The 17,082-nt window shown below is 44.6% G+C and carries 13 protein-coding genes; 6 read left to right on the top strand and 7 right to left on the bottom strand.

Annotated elements, in window-relative coordinates; genetic code table 11:
* The first annotated feature begins 311 nt into the window (after positions 1–311).
* Positions 312–2,879: an excinuclease ABC subunit UvrA gene (gene uvrA, locus RAH45_RS04740; protein WP_306495629.1), complete on the top strand. Its 2,568-nt coding sequence runs from the start codon at positions 312–314 to the stop codon at positions 2,877–2,879.
* Between the two features lie 124 nt (positions 2,880–3,003).
* Here uvrA and RAH45_RS04735 read toward each other — a convergent pair whose 3' ends face one another.
* From RAH45_RS04735 to RAH45_RS04720, 4 genes are all read right to left on the bottom strand, one after another.
* Positions 3,004–3,768 carry an SDR family oxidoreductase gene (locus RAH45_RS04735; RefSeq protein WP_265088591.1) on the bottom strand — a complete coding sequence of 255 codons (765 nt, stop codon included), beginning with the start codon at positions 3,766–3,768 and terminating at the stop codon, positions 3,004–3,006.
* A 42-nt stretch (positions 3,769–3,810) separates the two neighbouring features.
* Positions 3,811–4,593: an SDR family NAD(P)-dependent oxidoreductase gene (locus RAH45_RS04730; protein ID WP_306495628.1), complete on the bottom strand. Its 783-nt coding sequence runs from the start codon at positions 4,591–4,593 to the stop codon at positions 3,811–3,813.
* Between the two features lie 3 nt (positions 4,594–4,596).
* The gene (locus RAH45_RS04725; protein WP_306495627.1) at positions 4,597–5,616 is read right to left on the bottom strand and encodes an NADP-dependent oxidoreductase; all 1,020 of its coding nucleotides are present in this window, start codon (positions 5,614–5,616) and stop codon (positions 4,597–4,599) included.
* 221 nt (positions 5,617–5,837) lie between these two features.
* On the bottom strand, positions 5,838–7,643 hold the full coding sequence (locus RAH45_RS04720) for an acyl-CoA dehydrogenase family protein (protein WP_306495626.1): 1,806 nt from the start codon (positions 7,641–7,643) through the stop codon (positions 5,838–5,840).
* Between the two features lie 201 nt (positions 7,644–7,844).
* Between RAH45_RS04720 and RAH45_RS04715 the strand changes: the two genes are divergently transcribed.
* Complete coding sequence (locus RAH45_RS04715) at positions 7,845–8,867, top strand: GlxA family transcriptional regulator (RefSeq protein ID WP_306495625.1); 1,023 nt, start codon at positions 7,845–7,847, stop codon at positions 8,865–8,867.
* A 207-nt stretch (positions 8,868–9,074) separates the two neighbouring features.
* On the opposite strand, the gene RAH45_RS04710 is transcribed toward RAH45_RS04715, so the two are convergent.
* Positions 9,075–10,313: an LD-carboxypeptidase gene (locus RAH45_RS04710; protein WP_306495624.1), complete on the bottom strand. Its 1,239-nt coding sequence runs from the start codon at positions 10,311–10,313 to the stop codon at positions 9,075–9,077.
* A gap of 260 nt (positions 10,314–10,573) precedes the next feature.
* On the opposite strand from RAH45_RS04710, the gene RAH45_RS04705 reads away from it, so the two are divergent.
* Positions 10,574–11,026: a YkvA family protein gene (locus RAH45_RS04705; protein ID WP_306495623.1), complete on the top strand. Its 453-nt coding sequence runs from the start codon at positions 10,574–10,576 to the stop codon at positions 11,024–11,026.
* A 117-nt stretch (positions 11,027–11,143) separates the two neighbouring features.
* Here the strand turns inward: RAH45_RS04705 and RAH45_RS04700 are convergent, their stop codons facing one another.
* Together RAH45_RS04700 and RAH45_RS04695 are read right to left on the bottom strand one after the other, a co-directional pair.
* Entirely contained in the window at positions 11,144–11,449 is a 306-nt protein-coding gene (locus tag RAH45_RS04700) for a hypothetical protein (RefSeq protein WP_306495622.1), read from the bottom strand.
* A gap of 56 nt (positions 11,450–11,505) precedes the next feature.
* Positions 11,506–12,063 (bottom strand): hypothetical protein, encoded by a 558-nt coding sequence (locus RAH45_RS04695; RefSeq protein WP_306495621.1) that lies wholly within the window; start codon positions 12,061–12,063, stop codon positions 11,506–11,508.
* A 286-nt stretch (positions 12,064–12,349) separates the two neighbouring features.
* Between RAH45_RS04695 and dnaQ the strand changes: the two genes are divergently transcribed.
* The 3 genes from dnaQ to nudC all read left to right on the top strand — a co-directional run bounded on the left by dnaQ (position 12,350) and on the right by nudC (position 16,977).
* Positions 12,350–13,954 carry a DNA polymerase III subunit epsilon gene (gene dnaQ / locus RAH45_RS04690; RefSeq protein WP_306495620.1) on the top strand — a complete coding sequence of 535 codons (1,605 nt, stop codon included), beginning with the start codon at positions 12,350–12,352 and terminating at the stop codon, positions 13,952–13,954.
* Positions 13,955–14,134: 180 nt separating this feature from the next.
* The gene (locus RAH45_RS04685) at positions 14,135–15,817 is read left to right on the top strand and encodes a hypothetical protein (RefSeq protein ID WP_306495619.1); all 1,683 of its coding nucleotides are present in this window, start codon (positions 14,135–14,137) and stop codon (positions 15,815–15,817) included.
* Between the two features lie 116 nt (positions 15,818–15,933).
* Positions 15,934–16,977, top strand: coding sequence for an NAD(+) diphosphatase (gene nudC, locus RAH45_RS04680; protein ID WP_306495618.1), 1,044 nt, complete (start codon positions 15,934–15,936; stop codon positions 16,975–16,977).
* Positions 16,978–17,082 lie beyond the last annotated feature (105 nt).

The raw sequence follows: 17,082 nt of genomic DNA, 5'->3' as shown, positions 1-17,082 counted from the left end.
TTAATAGATAAGGTTAATGATAAAGCATTCGCAGTTAACACGCTACTTGCCCGCTTAATAGCGGTCAAAACGTCATATTTTTTAACCTCTATAATCCGCAATTTGTCGGGTAAACCTTATAAATGTTATCGTTTGACGTTGCTGTGTCTATCCTCTGTCTATAAAGCGTAAGCCTGCGCAGGGTTTTGATTTTAAGGTGATAGGATGACGTTAAGCAGACACGATATTAAAAGAACACCGTATTAAATAAATACGGTATTGTTGAATCAAAGCGTTGACGAGCTGATTTTAGTCAAAGGAATAAGCGTTGTATGACAACCAATAGTAAGAAATCTAATCATAAAAAATCGAATACCTCTCTCAAAAATCACAACCTTGCCGCTGATGAAAGCATTCAAGTCAGGGGTGCGCGGGTGCATAACCTCAAAAATGTCGATGTGGATTTACCGCGTAATGCGCTGGTGGTTTTTACCGGTATATCAGGCTCAGGCAAATCGTCGCTGGCATTTGGCACTCTGTTTGCTGAGTCGCAACGCCGCTACCTTGATTCGGTATCGCCTTATGCACGGCGCTTGATTGACCAAGTTGGCGAGCCTGATGTCGATTCGATAGAAGGCTTGCCGCCCGCCGTCGCCCTGCAACAGCAGCGCGGTACGCCGTCGGTACGTTCATCAGTTGGTAGCGTGACGACGATTTCAAATGGTCTGCGTATGTTGTACTCGCGAGCGGGCGAATACCCTGCTGGGCAAGATATGCTGTATGCTGATGCTTTTTCGCCAAATACGCCAGAAGGTGCTTGCCCTACTTGCTCAGGTATTGGCCGCGTGTTTGAGGTCACAGAAGATTTGCTCGTGCCTGACAAGACGAAAACCATTAGAGAACGCGCCATTGTTGCTTGGCCACCAGCGTGGCAAGGGAAAAATCTGAGCCGGATATTGACGACACTTGGCTACGATATCGACAAACCTTGGAACACGTTATCCAAGGAAACCCGCGATTGGATTTTATTTACCGATGAAACCCCAGAAGTGCCGGTTTATCCAGAGTACAATCTCGAGCAAGTACGCGAAGCAATCAAAAAAGGTGAAAAGCCCAATTATAAGGGCACCTATGCCAGCGCAAAAAATTTCGTTTTGCACTCTTTTACCACCACTCAAAGTCCACGTACCAAAAAACGCGTGGCGCAGTTTATGCAAATTTCAGAATGTCCAAGCTGCCATGGCAAAAAGTTAAAACAAGAATCGCTGTCGGTTAAATTTGCAGGGCTTGATATTGGCGAGTTATCACAATTAACCTTAACTGAACTGGCGCTTAAACTTCACGACGCTGCCAATAAAAAACTCAGCGATGATATGCCCGATCGTGAAAAAGCCATCGTCGCCAAGCGTATTGCTAGCGATATTTTATCGCGTGTAGAAGCGTTAACCAGACTTGGGCTAGGTTATTTATCACTTGAACGCACCACACCTACCTTATCGCCTGGCGAGCTACAGCGCCTAAGACTTGGCACCCAAATTCGCTCTAAACTATTTGGCGTGGTTTATGTGCTCGATGAACCGTCCGCTGGCCTGCATCCTGCCGATACTCAGGCGCTATTAGGCGCTCTAGATGAACTGGTAGCGGCGGGTAATTCATTATTCATTGTCGAGCATGATGTCAGCGTCATTCGCCACGCCGACTGGATAGTCGATGTTGGACCAAAAGCGGGCAGTCATGGCGGTGAAATCATGTATAGCGGCCCTGTCGAAGGATTGCGAGATGTATCTATTTCTTACACAGGGCAATATCTTTTTAGTAAAGACACAGCAACTCAAAAGTTAAAAACCGAGCAATCAAGACAACCTACTCATTGGCTAAAACTTGCCAATATCGAGCGTAATAACCTACAAGGGCTAGATGTGGCATTTCCTTTAGCGGTATTAACCACAGTGACGGGCGTTTCAGGTTCGGGCAAATCGAGTTTGGTCAGTCAAGCATTGGTTGAACTGGTCTACAATGCGCTAGGGCAAAAAACCGTGATTGAAGCACCCACCGATGAAGCGGCTTTACTAGAGCAAGAACAAGAAACACCAATAGGCGGAGAGATAGTCAGTGGTATGGAGCACATCAAGCGCTTAGTCACCGTTGACCAAAAAGCCATCGGGCGCACACCGCGCTCGAATCTGGCCACTTATACTGGACTGTTTGACCATGTGCGCAAGTTATTTGCCGCCACCAAAGAAGCAAAAGCAAGGCACTATGATGCCGGACGTTTCTCATTTAACGTAAAAAAAGGACGTTGCCCAAATTGCGAAGGTGTCGGTTTTGTCAGCGTTGAGCTGCTATTTCTGCCAAGTGTTTACTCGCCTTGCCAAGTGTGCCATGGTCAGCGCTACAATGACGAAACCTTAGAAATTACTTATCAAGGTAAAAACATCGCTGAAGTACTCGATTTGACAGTCGAAGCCGCTGCTGAATTTTTCATTGATGATGCCCCAATTATGCGCGCCTTAGATGCCTTGCTAAAAGTTGGGCTGGGCTATCTAAGGCTTGGGCAACCAGCGACCGAGTTGTCTGGTGGCGAAGCACAGCGTATCAAGCTTGCTACCGAACTGCAGCGTACCCAGCGCGGCGATACGCTGTACGTGCTCGATGAACCAACGACTGGCTTACACCCTTCTGATGTCGCGATGCTGATGGCACAGTTAAATGGGCTGGTCGCAACTGGTAATACGGTGATTATGGTTGAGCACGATATGCAAGTTGCTAGCAACAGCAATTGGATTATCGATATGGGCCCCGGTGCTGGCGATGAAGGTGGGCTTATTGTCGCAGAAGGCACACCTAAAGAGGTAGCGAAATCCAAAGACAGTCGCACTGCACCTTTTTTATTGACTTAGTATTGATATAAAAGACAGTACACTAACTAAAAAACGGAAATATGCAATAAGAAAAACCGCATCACTATTAAAGTCATGCGGCTTCCTATTTTTAAACATCGGTTTTTTAAACATGCATTGCTAACTAAGCAAGCATACCACCATCGACAACCACGGTTGCACCCGTCGTATAGCTTGAGGCGTCAGACACAAGATACAATACCGTGCCCGCCATCTCATCAGGATTAGCGACGCGACCTAAAGGAATCGCATGTAGCGCCATCTTTAAGACTTTATCATTGGTCGTTAACGCCGAGGCAAACTTGGTATCGGTCAGACCCGGCAATAACGCATTAACGCGAATGTTTAATGGACCACATTCTTTGGCAAAGGCTTTGGTCATGCTAATCACCGCAGCTTTAGTGATTGAGTAGATACCTTGCTTATCACCGGCGACCAAGCCATTGACCGATGCCGTATTTAAAATAACACCGCCGCCCTGCTCGCGCATCATCTTACCGGCAGCCGTCGACATAAAGAAATAACCGCGAATATTGACTTCAACGGTCTTATCAAAAGCCGCTAGATCCGTATCTAAGATATGCCCATAATAAGGGTTTGCCGCGGCGTTATTGACCAAGATATCAATTTGACCAAATTCGCTTTTGATATGCTCAAAAATTGCCTCAATCTGATCCATATCGCCCACATGACAAGCAAAGGCGCTGGCTTTATGACCATCAGCGATGATGCTATCCGCGACCGCTTGGCAAGCATCAATCTTACGGCTAGAGACAATCACATGCGCGCCTCTTGACGCCAATAAGCGGGCAATAGATTCGCCAATACCGCGGCTCGCACCCGTAACCAAAGCAATCTTACCTGTTAAATCAAATAAGTCTTTCATCATTATTCCTTATATTTTTGAATATTTTAATAAATACTTTTGATGTTAAGCCAACATGCCGCCATCAAGGGTAAAGGCATGACCATTCATAAAGCTACTTTCATCGCTCGCCAGCCACGCAATGGCGCCAGATACTTCATCGACATCTCCCAATCGGCGCATTGGGCTGGCTTTTATGGTGGCTTGCTGGGCACGCTCGTCCATTTTTGCCATGGTATTACGGACCATCGGCGTATCGATAAAGCTTGGACATACGGCGTTAAAGCGGATATTGACGCGGGCATATTCATGAGCAGCAGACTTGGTCAGCCCCATCACGCCATGCTTGGCCGCGCTATAAGCTGACAATAAAGGCGCAGAACGCAACCCAGCAATGGAGGCCACATTAATCACATGACCGCCGCCATTAGGTGCCATGTAAGCAACAGCAGCGCGCATACAATGCCAGACGCCTTTTAGGTTAACGGCAATATTACGGTCGAAGTCCTCGTCACTTAGCTCATGCATCGGCGCCGGTTTATGGTCAATACCGGCATTATTTATCACCACATCAAGGCCACCCAATGTTTCCATGGCAAAAGCAAAGAGAGCGCGCACTTCATCGCCACTGGTCACATCGACTTTTTTAAAGACGATGCTATTGCCCGCGTCTTGCCCTTGCTGAGCAACGCCTGCGCCCATCTCTTCTGCCAAATCGCCAATGACGACTTTCGCACCGCGACTGGCGAGTAGTAGCGCACTGGCAGCGCCAATGCCAGACGCGCCGCCGGTGATTAAAATTCGTTTACCAGTGACGTCTGATGCAATTCCATTTGTATTCAATGTCATGATTTATTCCTCTACCTTAAGTACCAGTTTGCCGAAGTTTTCACCTTTAAATAGCATCATCAAGGTATCTGGGAACGTCTCGATACCTTTGACGATATGGTCTTTTACTTTAATGTCGCCTGACTGAATCCAGCCAGCAATATCTTTCATCGCCGTCGGGTATTCTTTAATATTATCAAAGACCACGATGCCTTCCATACGCGCACGGTTGACCAACAGCGACAAATAATTTGATGGCCCTTTGACTTCTGTGGTGGTGTTATATTGGCTAATCGCCCCGCAAATCACGATACGCGCATGCAAATTAATTTGCGTGAGTACGTCATTTAAAATATCGCCACCGACGTTGTCAAAAAAGACATCGACGCCGTTTGGACAGGTTTCTTTTAACGCTTTTTTTACATTTTCATTCTTATAGTCGATTGCCGCATCAAAACCCAGCTCATCGACTAAAAATTTACATTTATCACTACCACCAGCGATACCCACAACGCGGCAGCCCTTGAGTTTGGCAATTTGCCCAACCAAGCTACCAACCGCGCCCGCCGCGCCAGAAATAACCACAGTCTCGCCAGCTTTTGGTGCGCCGGTTTTTAATAAGCCAAAATAGCCCGTCATACCCGGCATACCGAGCACGCCCAAGTAATAAGACAATGGCGCAAGGCTTGGATCGACTTTATGTAGACCTGTACCATCGCTGACTGCATACGACTGCACGCCGTTATGACCTACGACATAATCGCCAACAGCAAACTTCTCATGCTTACTTTCAATGACTTTACCCACCGTTCCTGCACGCATTACCTCGCCAATCTGTACGGGCGGCATATAAGATTTTGCATCGTTTAGCCAACCACGCATTGCAGGATCCATCGAAATATATTCAATTTTTATCAGCAGCTCACCATCTGAGATAGTCGGCAAATCTGTCTCGGTATATTCCCACGTATCAGCGCTTGGTGCGCCAATTGGTCTTGCTTTTAAGCGCCATTGTTTATTAATCTGTTTGTTATCAGCTGTCATTATTTATTCCTTTAAATTTTTATAAAAAGCCATTGGTATCGTTTGCTTAAAAAGAGTTTATTCAAAATAAGCCAAATATATTAAAAAGCGTTCTTCTGGGATAAATTTTTCTCGCTTGCTGTGCGCTTTGCACTCTAGAGGCTTCGAAAAATTTACCCCAGCATCACTTTTAGCATCCTATTAGTAGATATTGTTATGTTAAAAACTTACCAAACAGTCTCTTAAAACCATTCTGCTTGCATATTGGTACAGACCGCATTGTCATTATTTAGCAGCTCAATATCGCGATTGATTAACGGCAATTCCCAGTCGATAAAGTATTTTGCCGCTTGGATTTTGCCATGATAGAAGTTTTGCTTATCAACGTCGGCCGTATCATTTAATAGTTGTTCCGCTTTACTCGCTTGGCGAATCCAAATCCAACTGACCACGATAGAGGCAAAGATATTCATCAAGGCCTGCGCATTACCCGTCAGCGTTAGTGCTTTTTCCGTTTGCAGGATTTTACTTAAATGCACCAATACTTCATGCAAATGACCCATATAAGGCATCAATTTACCGGCAAGTTTGGCAGTCTCGGGTGTACTGATACTTTCTAAGTCTTGAGTAATTTCACGTTTTAAAATTTGAATACCAAGACCTTTGTTTTGCCATAACTTACGGAATGACAAATCTAGTGCCTGTACGCCATTTGTGCCTTCATGAATGGGATTAAGACGGTTATCACGCCAAAACTGCTCGGCTTGATACTCACGTGTATAGCCTGCGCCGCCCAATACTTGGATGCCTAGATCATTGGCTTTTGGACCATATTCAGACGGCCATGCTTTGAGAACTGGCGTGAGCAAATCTAGCAATTCTGAGAGCTCATTTTTTAGCGTAGCGTCTTCACACGTATTGATACGGTCGATTAGGTTTGAGCCATATAAGCACAAGGATATCCCACCTTCGGAATAGGCTTTTTGCGCCAGCAGCATGCGCTTAACGTCACCATGCTGAATGATTGCCGTCGCCGCATCTTCAGGCTTATTATTAGGCGCAATTCTGCCCTGCGTTCTGTCTTTGGCATAATCGAGCGAATATTGATAACCGCGATAGCCAATCATCGCCGCACCAAAGCCAACTGCGATACGCGCTTCGTTCATCATTTTGAACATATAGCGCAGGCCAAAATGCTCTTCACCGATAAGATAGCCGTGACAATCGCCTGCATCGCCAAAACTTAACGCCGTAGAAGTTGCGCCGCGATAGCCAAGTTTATGAATAAGTCCAGTTAAATGGACGTCATTACGCTCGCCGACTGATAAGTCATCATTGAGTCGATACTTGGGTACCGCAAATAAAGAGATGCCTTTGACGCCAGCAGGACCGCCCGGTACTTTGGCTAATACCAAATGCACAATATTGTCAGACAATTCATGATCGCCTGCTGAGATATAAATCTTGCTGCCTTTGATACGGTATGATCCGTCTTCTTGTTTCACGGCGGTGGTTTTGATATCGGCAAGTGACGAGCCTGCATGTGGCTCAGTCAATGCCATGGTGCCAGTGAATTCACCGGTTAGCATACGCGGCATAAAGGCATTTTTAATCTCATCACTGGCGAAATGAGAAATGACATTAATCGCCGCCGTGGTCAAAAACGGATAAGCGGTGGTTGATGGGTTGGCCGCCATAAAATATCCTGCTACCGCCGTCATCACGGTTTCAGGTAATTGCATGCCGCCATCGTCAAAGCTATAGCGACCCGCGATAAAGCCCGACTCGCGAAAGGCGTCAAAAGCGACTTTAACATCGTCTATCATGCTGACTTTTTTGCCATCAAACTGCGGCTCGTTTTTATCGGCCACATGGTTGTGCGGTAAAAATAGCTGAGTGGCGATTTTATTGGCGGTGCCTAATACCGCATCAAAAGTTTCACGGCTGTGTTCTGCAAACTTCGAATGCTTGGTTAAATGCTCAACCCCTAATACATCGTAGAGTTGAAACGGTAATTCAAAGTCATTGATCAGTGTATCTGCGGCCATAGTCATTTCCCTATTATGATAATGATAAATAAGCGGTGATGAACAAGTGATGCATTGATATTAATCTAATTTAACGCCTTACCGTATTGTCATTTATGACATAATTATGGTCAAATAAGACAAAAACGATAGGAAAATTTGGGAAAAACTGCTAATAAACTGACATTTTAAATACGTCTTTTCTTAGGAAAATAAGCGCTTATGCCCTACTTTAAACCCTTTAAGGTCATTATTATCGGCTTCGATGGCGTGCTTGGCAGCGCTTTGACAGGCGCATTAGATTTATTTTCGTTTACCGGAGTGAGTTGGCAGCGGTTTTTGGATGAGGCGGTAGAACCTAGGTTTAACGTGCAAATTGCCAGTCTTGGCGGCGTTGATATCAGATGTAGCAACCGCTTAATCATGCAAGCGCATGGCGATATTCAGGAAGTCACAGAGTGCGACTTATTATTAATTCCAACGATTGGCGATTCAATCGATAAAGTATTAAGTCAAAATAGCGATTTAATCCCGCATATCAAGCGACTGGCAAATACCAAAGCCGATATCGCCAGCAATTGCAGCGGCGCGTTCTTTTTAGCAAAAGCAGGCTTGCTCGATGGCAAAATAGCGACAACCCATTGGGGCTATGCCAATAAATTTAAGGCAGACTTTCCATTGGTTGATTTACAAGAAAACCAATTTGTCACTCAATCAAAGAACCAATCAAAAGAACAATCTGGCAATATATTTTGTGCGGCGGGTGGTAGTGCATTTTACGACTTGGGGTTGTTATTAATCGAGCGTTATTGCGGGCGTGAAATTTCTACCCAAGTGGCTAAAACTCAGATTATCGATAGCAAACGCGGCAATCAAAACAGCTATACCAATGTGACATTGCATAAGCCGCATGCAGACCAGCTGGTTCAACAAGTACAAGAATTTATCGAGGAAAATTTTAGGCAACCGATGCAGGTAAGCCATTTAGCAGCCATGGTAAATATCACCCCACGTACACTAAACAGACGCTTTCAGTCCTGCGTTGCGATGCGTCCGATTGAATATATTCAAGCAGTGCGTATTGAGCAGGCAAAGCGTTTGTTAGAATTGGGCGATGTGACGATAAAATCGCTAGCGGAGCAAGTCGGCTATGATGACATCTCATCATTTACGCGGCTGTTTAAACGCGCCACTGAGCTGACCCCAAAAGAATATCAGGATAAATTTTCACGACTGGCGATTTAACTTGATAGTAGACTTTTTAGAAGTCATACGTGGCTGCAATAAATTTATCACAGCAACAATTTTTATATCATTCATTGGATATAAAAACGATACAGCGAGATGAAACGTTGTTTTTCGCAGCCTCTGTCGGCGTAGGCACAGCACGCAAGAAAAACAACGTTTCATTGAGCGACTTGATAGCTACGTATCTGATTTATTTGGATTTGACTATAGGCTTAAACTTTTTTGCCACAAACCTTCGACATAAATGGCATCAGCTTTAATCGTTGGATAGTCGCTAAACATCAATTGATAGCCGCCCGCAGTATTTGTGCTTATCTGACACCTCGCGCCAAGTGGAAAGCTGTGTTTTTGGGCAATATGACCAAAGCGCATACCGCTATAAATCGGCAATCCTGTCAGCTGATGCAATTGACGAATGACGGTGGCGACATCATAGCGCTTATCATAACTGTCTTCACCGCTACCCGATAACGCCCCAAACACGATGGCTTGCTGACCTTTAAACACCCCTGCTAAATACAAATCGTACAGCATGCGTTCAATACGATAGGCTTGCTCGCCGACGTCTTCTAAAAATACGATACCGCCGTCAATACGTGGCAAATAGTCACTACCTGCCAGCGCCGAAACCACACTTAGATTACCGCCCCAAATGGTGCCAGTTAAGGTTTTTGGTTCAGAGTTCGTCAGAATACTTGGTAAATTAGGACTCGTTAATGACGCATCTGCTATATTAATCGTCAAATTAGGATTGGTTAATGCTGCTACAAACTGTCGGCAGCTGACTTGATCCGGTTTGGTTTTGCCAAACTCGCTATAAAGCATTGGCGCTGCAAGCGAGCTCATACTGCCTTTTGCCAGTAGCGCACACTGGATCGCCGTCACATCGCTAAAGCCCGCCAGTATCGTACCGCGCTCCTTCATAATACGCCCAAGCGTTGACCAATCCACCATTGGTAATACTCGCACTGCACCGTAGCCACCACGTACCCCAAGTAGCAGTTTAGGTGCTTTTATCGCACCCGTAGCGATGTTTTGCAAATCACTGGCACGCTGCGAATCCGTACCCGCAAAGCGCAAATACTGCCGTTTGGTAATTGCCGGATTGTCCACTTTAAACCCTGCACAGGCTAAACGCTCTAACGCCAACTCATTACGTTCGTCACTACCACCGACATTAGAGCTAGCAAAAAGCCGCGTTTCAATCGTTGGGACGATACATCTTGCTTGCGCTGGTTGTGCCTCACCTTTAAAAGACAAATGCTCATCTGAAAACGCTGTTGGTAAATCATCCTTGGTAAGCTGCGTACCGCTATCTTGCTCAATAGCATTTGTAGCCAACGCCCGAGTGATATTTTGCGTCGCTAGAAGCCCTGCTCCGGCACCAATACCAACGTGACATAAAAACTGGCGACGATTGAGCTCGGATGAAATCTTAGTCATGATGCTACCTTTTTTACCGTTAAATCGCTGCTTATCCTAGCAACCATTACTGAAACAAAGCGCGTATTATAACGCAGGTTGGGATACTATTTAGTACTCGAGCAGTATAGAACGCTTAAGTCATGAGCATTTGGCATTTTAATAGACAACAAAACGATACAGAGTTACTCACCGTCTTATTTGGCTACAGACCCGACTCTTGCTATAGTAAAAAGCGCTGAACAACAAACAATAATGATAGATATAAAAGGATTATAAAGATGGCTGAGCAAGAAAGTGCAAAAGAGAAAGACAATAAAAGTCTGATCGATAGTATTAAAATCATCTTAGGTAAAGAAGATAAGCTGAAGGATCAACTCGAAAAAGAAAAAGGTCTTGAGAGTTATGCTAAGGATTTGCTGTTGCTGATGAGCTTAGTCAAAGACTACTATAAAGGCAACTATCGCAATATCCCTTATAAAACTATTTCAGCAGCCGTGGTTGGACTGCTTTACGTGATCAACCCTATCGATATCATTCCTGACTTTATCCCCTTTATCGGTCATATCGATGACGTCTTGGTACTCAGATTTTGTCTAAAACTTGTAGAAAAGGATTTGGCAAAATACAAAAGCTGGAAAGATAAGCAAACAGAAGCTAAAGACGAAAACTCAAAGCCTAACAATAAAAAACTTGAAGATAAAAGTAAAAGCTTAAAAAAAGCAGATAAATAACCTGATAAGCAATCCCATAAAAAACACGGTCAATGACGCCTGCACTGACCGTGTTTTTTATAGGCTTAAAATAGAAAATTTTAAATGTATTTAAGCACTCAGCCTTTTAATTTTTTATTAATCAGGCACATCATAGCTTGGCTTTTCCGGGTTTAGACCAAACGAGTAGACAAAGGTGCCTATAAGGCTATTAATGATAATAAATGGCAAATCAATGGCCACATGGCCGAGTAAATAGCGGCCGATGAGCCACGACACAATCAACATAATTATGAAAAATGCGCCGAGGTATCTTAAGATAGTTGGATGTTTGAGATGATAAGGCTGCTCAGGTTTTGTTTGTTTATCGAGAATATAGGTTCTTACTGCCCAACCGGCCGCGTAACAAAATCCGCCTAACACCACATAACTAAAAAAATTCATATTGCCCGACTCTAATGAGATGGTTATTTATCTAAGTACTACTTTATAAAGGCCAATTACATACCGTCATTGACGTTATCAATAACGATATTGGCGTGAGGATTGGCTAAAATATCGGTATTAACCTCATCACATTCGACGCGATAAATGGTATTGGCACCGCGATAAATGTAAGACAAGTACTCACTATCTAGTAGCGGATCGATATTGGCATAAACAGGCTTCACATGCGCCAACACCAGCACTCTGTCTGGACGACCAATTACCGCATCGACATTATCAGGGTCGATAGAAAAATACGTCGGGATATCACTTTTTGCAAGCACTTCTAACGGTTCAGCGTCATCCCAAACGCGCTTAGCGCTAGCAGGCTCTTTCATTTGCATGACCCAACCGCCGCCCTGTTGGCTAACTTTTATTTGCGCCGGCTCATCACGACTGACTGTGTAGCAGCCTGCAAATATGGATAAATCCGCTGGCGCCTCAGCTTTTTTGGCATCAGCTGGCGTATTACTGTCATTACAGGCACTCAAAAACAGCGCGCTACTTGCGACCAGAGCAACCATTAAGGGCGTTAATTCTTTATTCAAAACATTCGAGCTTACGGACATCATCGATTTATCCTGCATTGGTACATAAAAGCTTATATTGTGCTTATTGTGCTAAGGCATGTCCGCACAATCAAAGCTATTTTAACAGAAAACGGCAGCGTTACCGCTATGATATGTGCTTTTGCCCTTTTATGGTTTTTATTCCTAGCAGTCACTGATAGATAAGCGACCATAAACAAGCAAGATTTGCTATACTCAACCCTAAAATAGATGGTGCTAGCCTGTGCAAAAATAACGCTAGAAACCCTCTTTGCTCGATGTTTATTACTTATTAGGCTCATACTTTTTTATGTCAGAAAACTCTACTTCAGCGCGTTCATTTAATACGAGCAATCCGCTTGCTGCCAAAGCAAATACGACGGTTGCCTATACCGACGGCGCTTGTAAAGGCAATCCAGGTGCTGGCGGCTGGGGCGCGCACTTAATATTTAGCGATGGGCAGACGCAGGATTTGTATGGCGGTGAACAAGTAACCACCAATAATCGTATGGAGCTGATGGGTGCGATACAAGCATTGACCCATAGTCCGCGTGAGCAAATCCTTGAGATTTGGACAGACTCAAGCTATGTGAAAAAGGGTATCACCGAATGGATTGAAGGCTGGAAAAAACGCGGCTGGAAAACGGCCAGCAAAAAACCGGTGGCCAATCAAGACCTTTGGCAGCAATTAGATGCGCTTTGCCAGCAGCGCGATGTCGCTTGGCACTGGGTGAAAGGTCACGCCGGACACGCGGGCAATGAAAAAGCTGACGAGCTAGCAAACTTGGGCGTGACGTCTAGCAGTGAAGATTTGAAAACCGCTAGCTTGCAAGATTCTGCTAAAAAAAAAGACCGACTGATGACTGATAACAAGCAGAGTCCGAGCAGTGATTGGTTAAAATTTGACCCATTAGGCTTTGATATGATGGATGATGAGCTTGATGAGTCGCTATTAGATGGTCAAAATCTTACTGACGATATGGTAAATACAATAACAAATACAATGGCAAACACAGATATGTTAGTGGAAGAGAATCACAATCCGTACAATGCTAGCGAACCCATGAGACACACCGATATGCCAGATATAAATACCAATATGGATACTGAAGTAGAAACTAAAACGGAAGCTCGCATAGACACGGACACACCGACATTCGATGGTGACACTAGCCGAGCCAATCCGCATTTTATACCCCTGCTACCCAAACCTATCCACCGCCATGAATCTGACCGCCAGCTCATTATGGATACGGAGACCACCGGTCTTGATCCCATGAAGGGCGACCGCATTATTGAGGTCGGTATCGTAGAGTTAGTCGGGCGTAAATTTACCGGCGAGAAACTGCACGTCTACATCAATCCGCAGCGCGGAATGGATGAGGAGGTGATTCGTATTCACGGAATCTCTGAAGCGTTTTTAACCGATAAACCGACCTTTGATCAAGTGGCTCAAGCGCTTTATGACTTTATGGACGGTGCCGAAATCATCGCTCATAACGCTACCTTTGATATGAACTTCTTAAATATGGAGTTTGCCAAAGTTGGCATGCACGACTTTGCCGAGCGCGTACGAGTGACCGACTCTTTGATGATGGCAAAACAGCAATATCCGGGGCAAAAAAATACCCTAGATGCTCTGGTTCGTCGCTTAGATGTCGGTAAACAAGACCGTACTTTCCACGGCGCGTTACTTGACTCGGAGATTTTGGCGGAAGTTTATCTGGCGATGACCGGCGGGCAAGTCACGCTAGCGATTGAGGAAGATACCCAAGCCGATGGCGGACATACTGCCCATGCAAACTTTGCCGATTTGGCGGCTTTATTGCTCGAGTCAAGCAGTAATGACAGCGCCAATCAAGGCTGGTATGCGTCGCTTGCGGACGATTATCCTGCGCTTAAAGATAAAATGTAATCCGTGAAGCATAAGTCATTAAAACGGTTTTTTATATGAACATAACGCCTTATACTGACCGTTAAGTAAGTAAATCTTGATTGTTATGCCGATAAGCGTTAAAACCTTATTTATAGACATTTTCAAATGCTCATCTAAACCTTTGCTATTTTCATCAGTACGTCATGGAAAAAAACAACTATGAATCCTTCTACACAAATGAAATTAACCGCCCCGACCTTGAGTGTGACTGATTTTAACCTACCATCGCTGCATTTATTGCACGATGAAATTAAGGTCATTTTAAAAGATACTGAAATTCATTTGGGCGAATTTAATGATGATGATAGCCAAGCGCCTTTATTATTAGACTCCATTATTGTACTAAAACAGCTGTCTTGTATTTTTCAGCTGATATCTTCGGTCGGGGCAGAAGTGCTCAATAACGCCATCGTCAATGGCTTGCAAAAACTTTATGACAGCGGTGATAGTAATGATAGCGCTTTGATTATGGATTTATCAGAAGCCATTATGACGCTTGATCGTTATATTGAGTTTATTTTGCTGACCGAATCGGTAGAGCCGACTTTACTCCTGCCTATCATCAATAGACTCAACGCTCATGGGCAAGCAGCACCGATCGATGCCGATTATTTTGCCGCGTTTGGTCATAGCAGCGTCATTATCGCTAACCCTGAAAACAACTTTCAACCGCTTAATGAGCTCAATCTTGATAGCGAATTATTAACTTATGCTTATCGTAGTGGACTTGGCGTTGCCTTATTAAATCAAGACGGTAAGGTAAGTGAGGATGAGCAGCAAAAGCTCGATGCGATGTCGGCAGCGTGCGCCTTGATAGCAGCAAATACCAACAGCCTGTTTTGGCAAGCAGCCACCGCTGCCGTTACGGATATTGCCAGCATTTTGCCGCTAAGCTTAAGCCAAAAACACACGCTTATTTATTTAGAGCAGCAGTTTCAAAGCTATCTGCCAGTAATGGACACGCGCTTTGCGCACTTGGTCAGCTTTGCTTGCCAGCGCGATACCAAAGAGGCACAAACGCTGCGTGAACTATATGCCGCCAATCAATTGGAAGACTCACAGCGCAAACAAATGGCGCAGTTCTTATTTGGACCCAATCGTGCTTTAACCGATACCTTAAACACCATTATTCAAGCGCAAATCAACACCATCAAAGAAAATGTCGATAGCTACGCACGCGGTGATTCTATCAACCCTGTTGATATGCAAACCTCGCAAATCACCGAACAACTGACTGAGCTGCGTTCAGCTTTTCAGTTATTGGGTCTGGCAAATGCTGCAAACAGTCTCAATGCTGCCGCAGAAGCGGTGAAAAAATGGCGCGCGCCTACGCCAGAAGATTTTGACCATTTATTACTCGCTTTGATGCACGCAGAAAACGCCACTATCGCCATGGCAGAGATGCATACCCCTGGGGCAATCTATTTACCTTTGAATAATCCGCATATATCATTGCATCAGCTGAATACTGCCTATGATACCCTGATACAAGAAAGTCGTACGGCGATTGCCAGCGCCGAACAAGCCATCACCGATTATTTGGCTGAGCCTGAGCGCGATGTATTAAATATTCAAAATATTCCTGAAATGCTGCGCCAAGTGTCAGGTGCAGTGCGCTTTTTACAGCTGCCAACGCCCGCCAGTATGCTTAGCCAATTGGCAAGTTATTTGCAGCAGCGTATCGGCAACGGCGCCCGCTTAGATGATGGTACTTTAGCTTATATTGCTGATGTCATTATGGCCGTTGACCATCATTTAGATGGCTTTGAAAACAATCGCCCGGTCAGTAAGCAAGCGTTAGATGTCGGGCAACAAAGCTTAAGCCAACTGCTTGCGGCATAATTTTAGTGTATTAGATAGATAGCTTACTTATTTAGTTATCATCTAACTGCTTATTTTAAACAGACTCTTACCCAAACGGATAAGAGTCTGTCTTTGATTGTTTGGAAACTGAACCTATGAGCCACGCCTTTATACTTCGTGACGAGACGATTTTATGTCGTCAAACGCTTCATGGCTGGTGGCCTATGCAGGTTGAGTTACCACAGTTGAATAATGATACGGGATTAAGTCATGAGACTCAGCCCGCCTATCAAGTTGGACGAGTGACACTACTTGAGAGCTTAGCGCCGACTCATTGGCTACCTAATGATGATAGCCGTCAAAACAAAAACAGCTTGACTGCTTTTGAAAGCGAAACTGCTAATACATTTACTACTAATGCTTTTACGGCTAAGGCTACCTTAGCGATGACTTATGATTATGCGATAGCACATCATTTTACGTTGCCTAAAATTTTAGAACATACCGAGGTAGAAAGTCACGGTTTAACAGGTAATAATAAAGAAAAAAATACTTTAGGTAATGACGAGTGTGCTTTTATTGCTTATCGTCTGCTTATTACACAGCTGCCATTTGCCTTGTCTGACCAACTTAGCCAAGCCATACAGCTGCTTCGCTGGCAAGCAGACACGCAGTTTTGTAGTCGCTGCGCCGCTCCTGTTGTCCATGCCAACCACGGTGAGCGTGCAATGGTCTGTCCTGTTTGCCGCTTACGCCAATATCCACGCGTGCAGCCGTGTATCATTACCGCCATTACCCGACCCAATCCGCAAACCGGCGCCATGCAAATTTTATTGGCGCACCATCATCGTTATGGGCAACAAAAAACTCCTCAACAAGCGCTACAATATGGTTTGATTGCCGGTTTTGTAGAGGTCGGTGAAAGTTTAGAGCATGCGGTGGTACGCGAAGTGGCAGAAGAGGTAAATATTAGTCTCAAAGACATTCGCTATGTCAGCAGTCAACCTTGGCCATTTCCGTCCAATTTGATGCTCGGCTTTCGGGCGGCGTATGCGGGTGGAGATATCGTCATACAAGAAGACGAGCTGTCACACGCCGATTTTTTTGACCTGACAAATTTACCAAAAATACCGTTTAAAGGCAGTATTGCCTATGCGCTGATTGCACAAATTGCTCATGAACAAGGCATCTCGCTCTAATCGATATTTAATTTATAAGACCAAGATGTCTTTTATTAAATATCAATGCTCTTGATAAATAACGCTATTACCCTATTTGTTCATATTAGCACTTAGTACTAATAT

This window comes from Psychrobacter sp. van23A (genome assembly GCF_030845275.1).
Taxonomy (GTDB): Bacteria; Pseudomonadota; Gammaproteobacteria; order Pseudomonadales; family Moraxellaceae; genus Psychrobacter; species Psychrobacter faecalis.
Note: the sequence above shows the minus strand (reverse complement) of the source record. Positions and strands in the feature narration are given on the sequence as shown.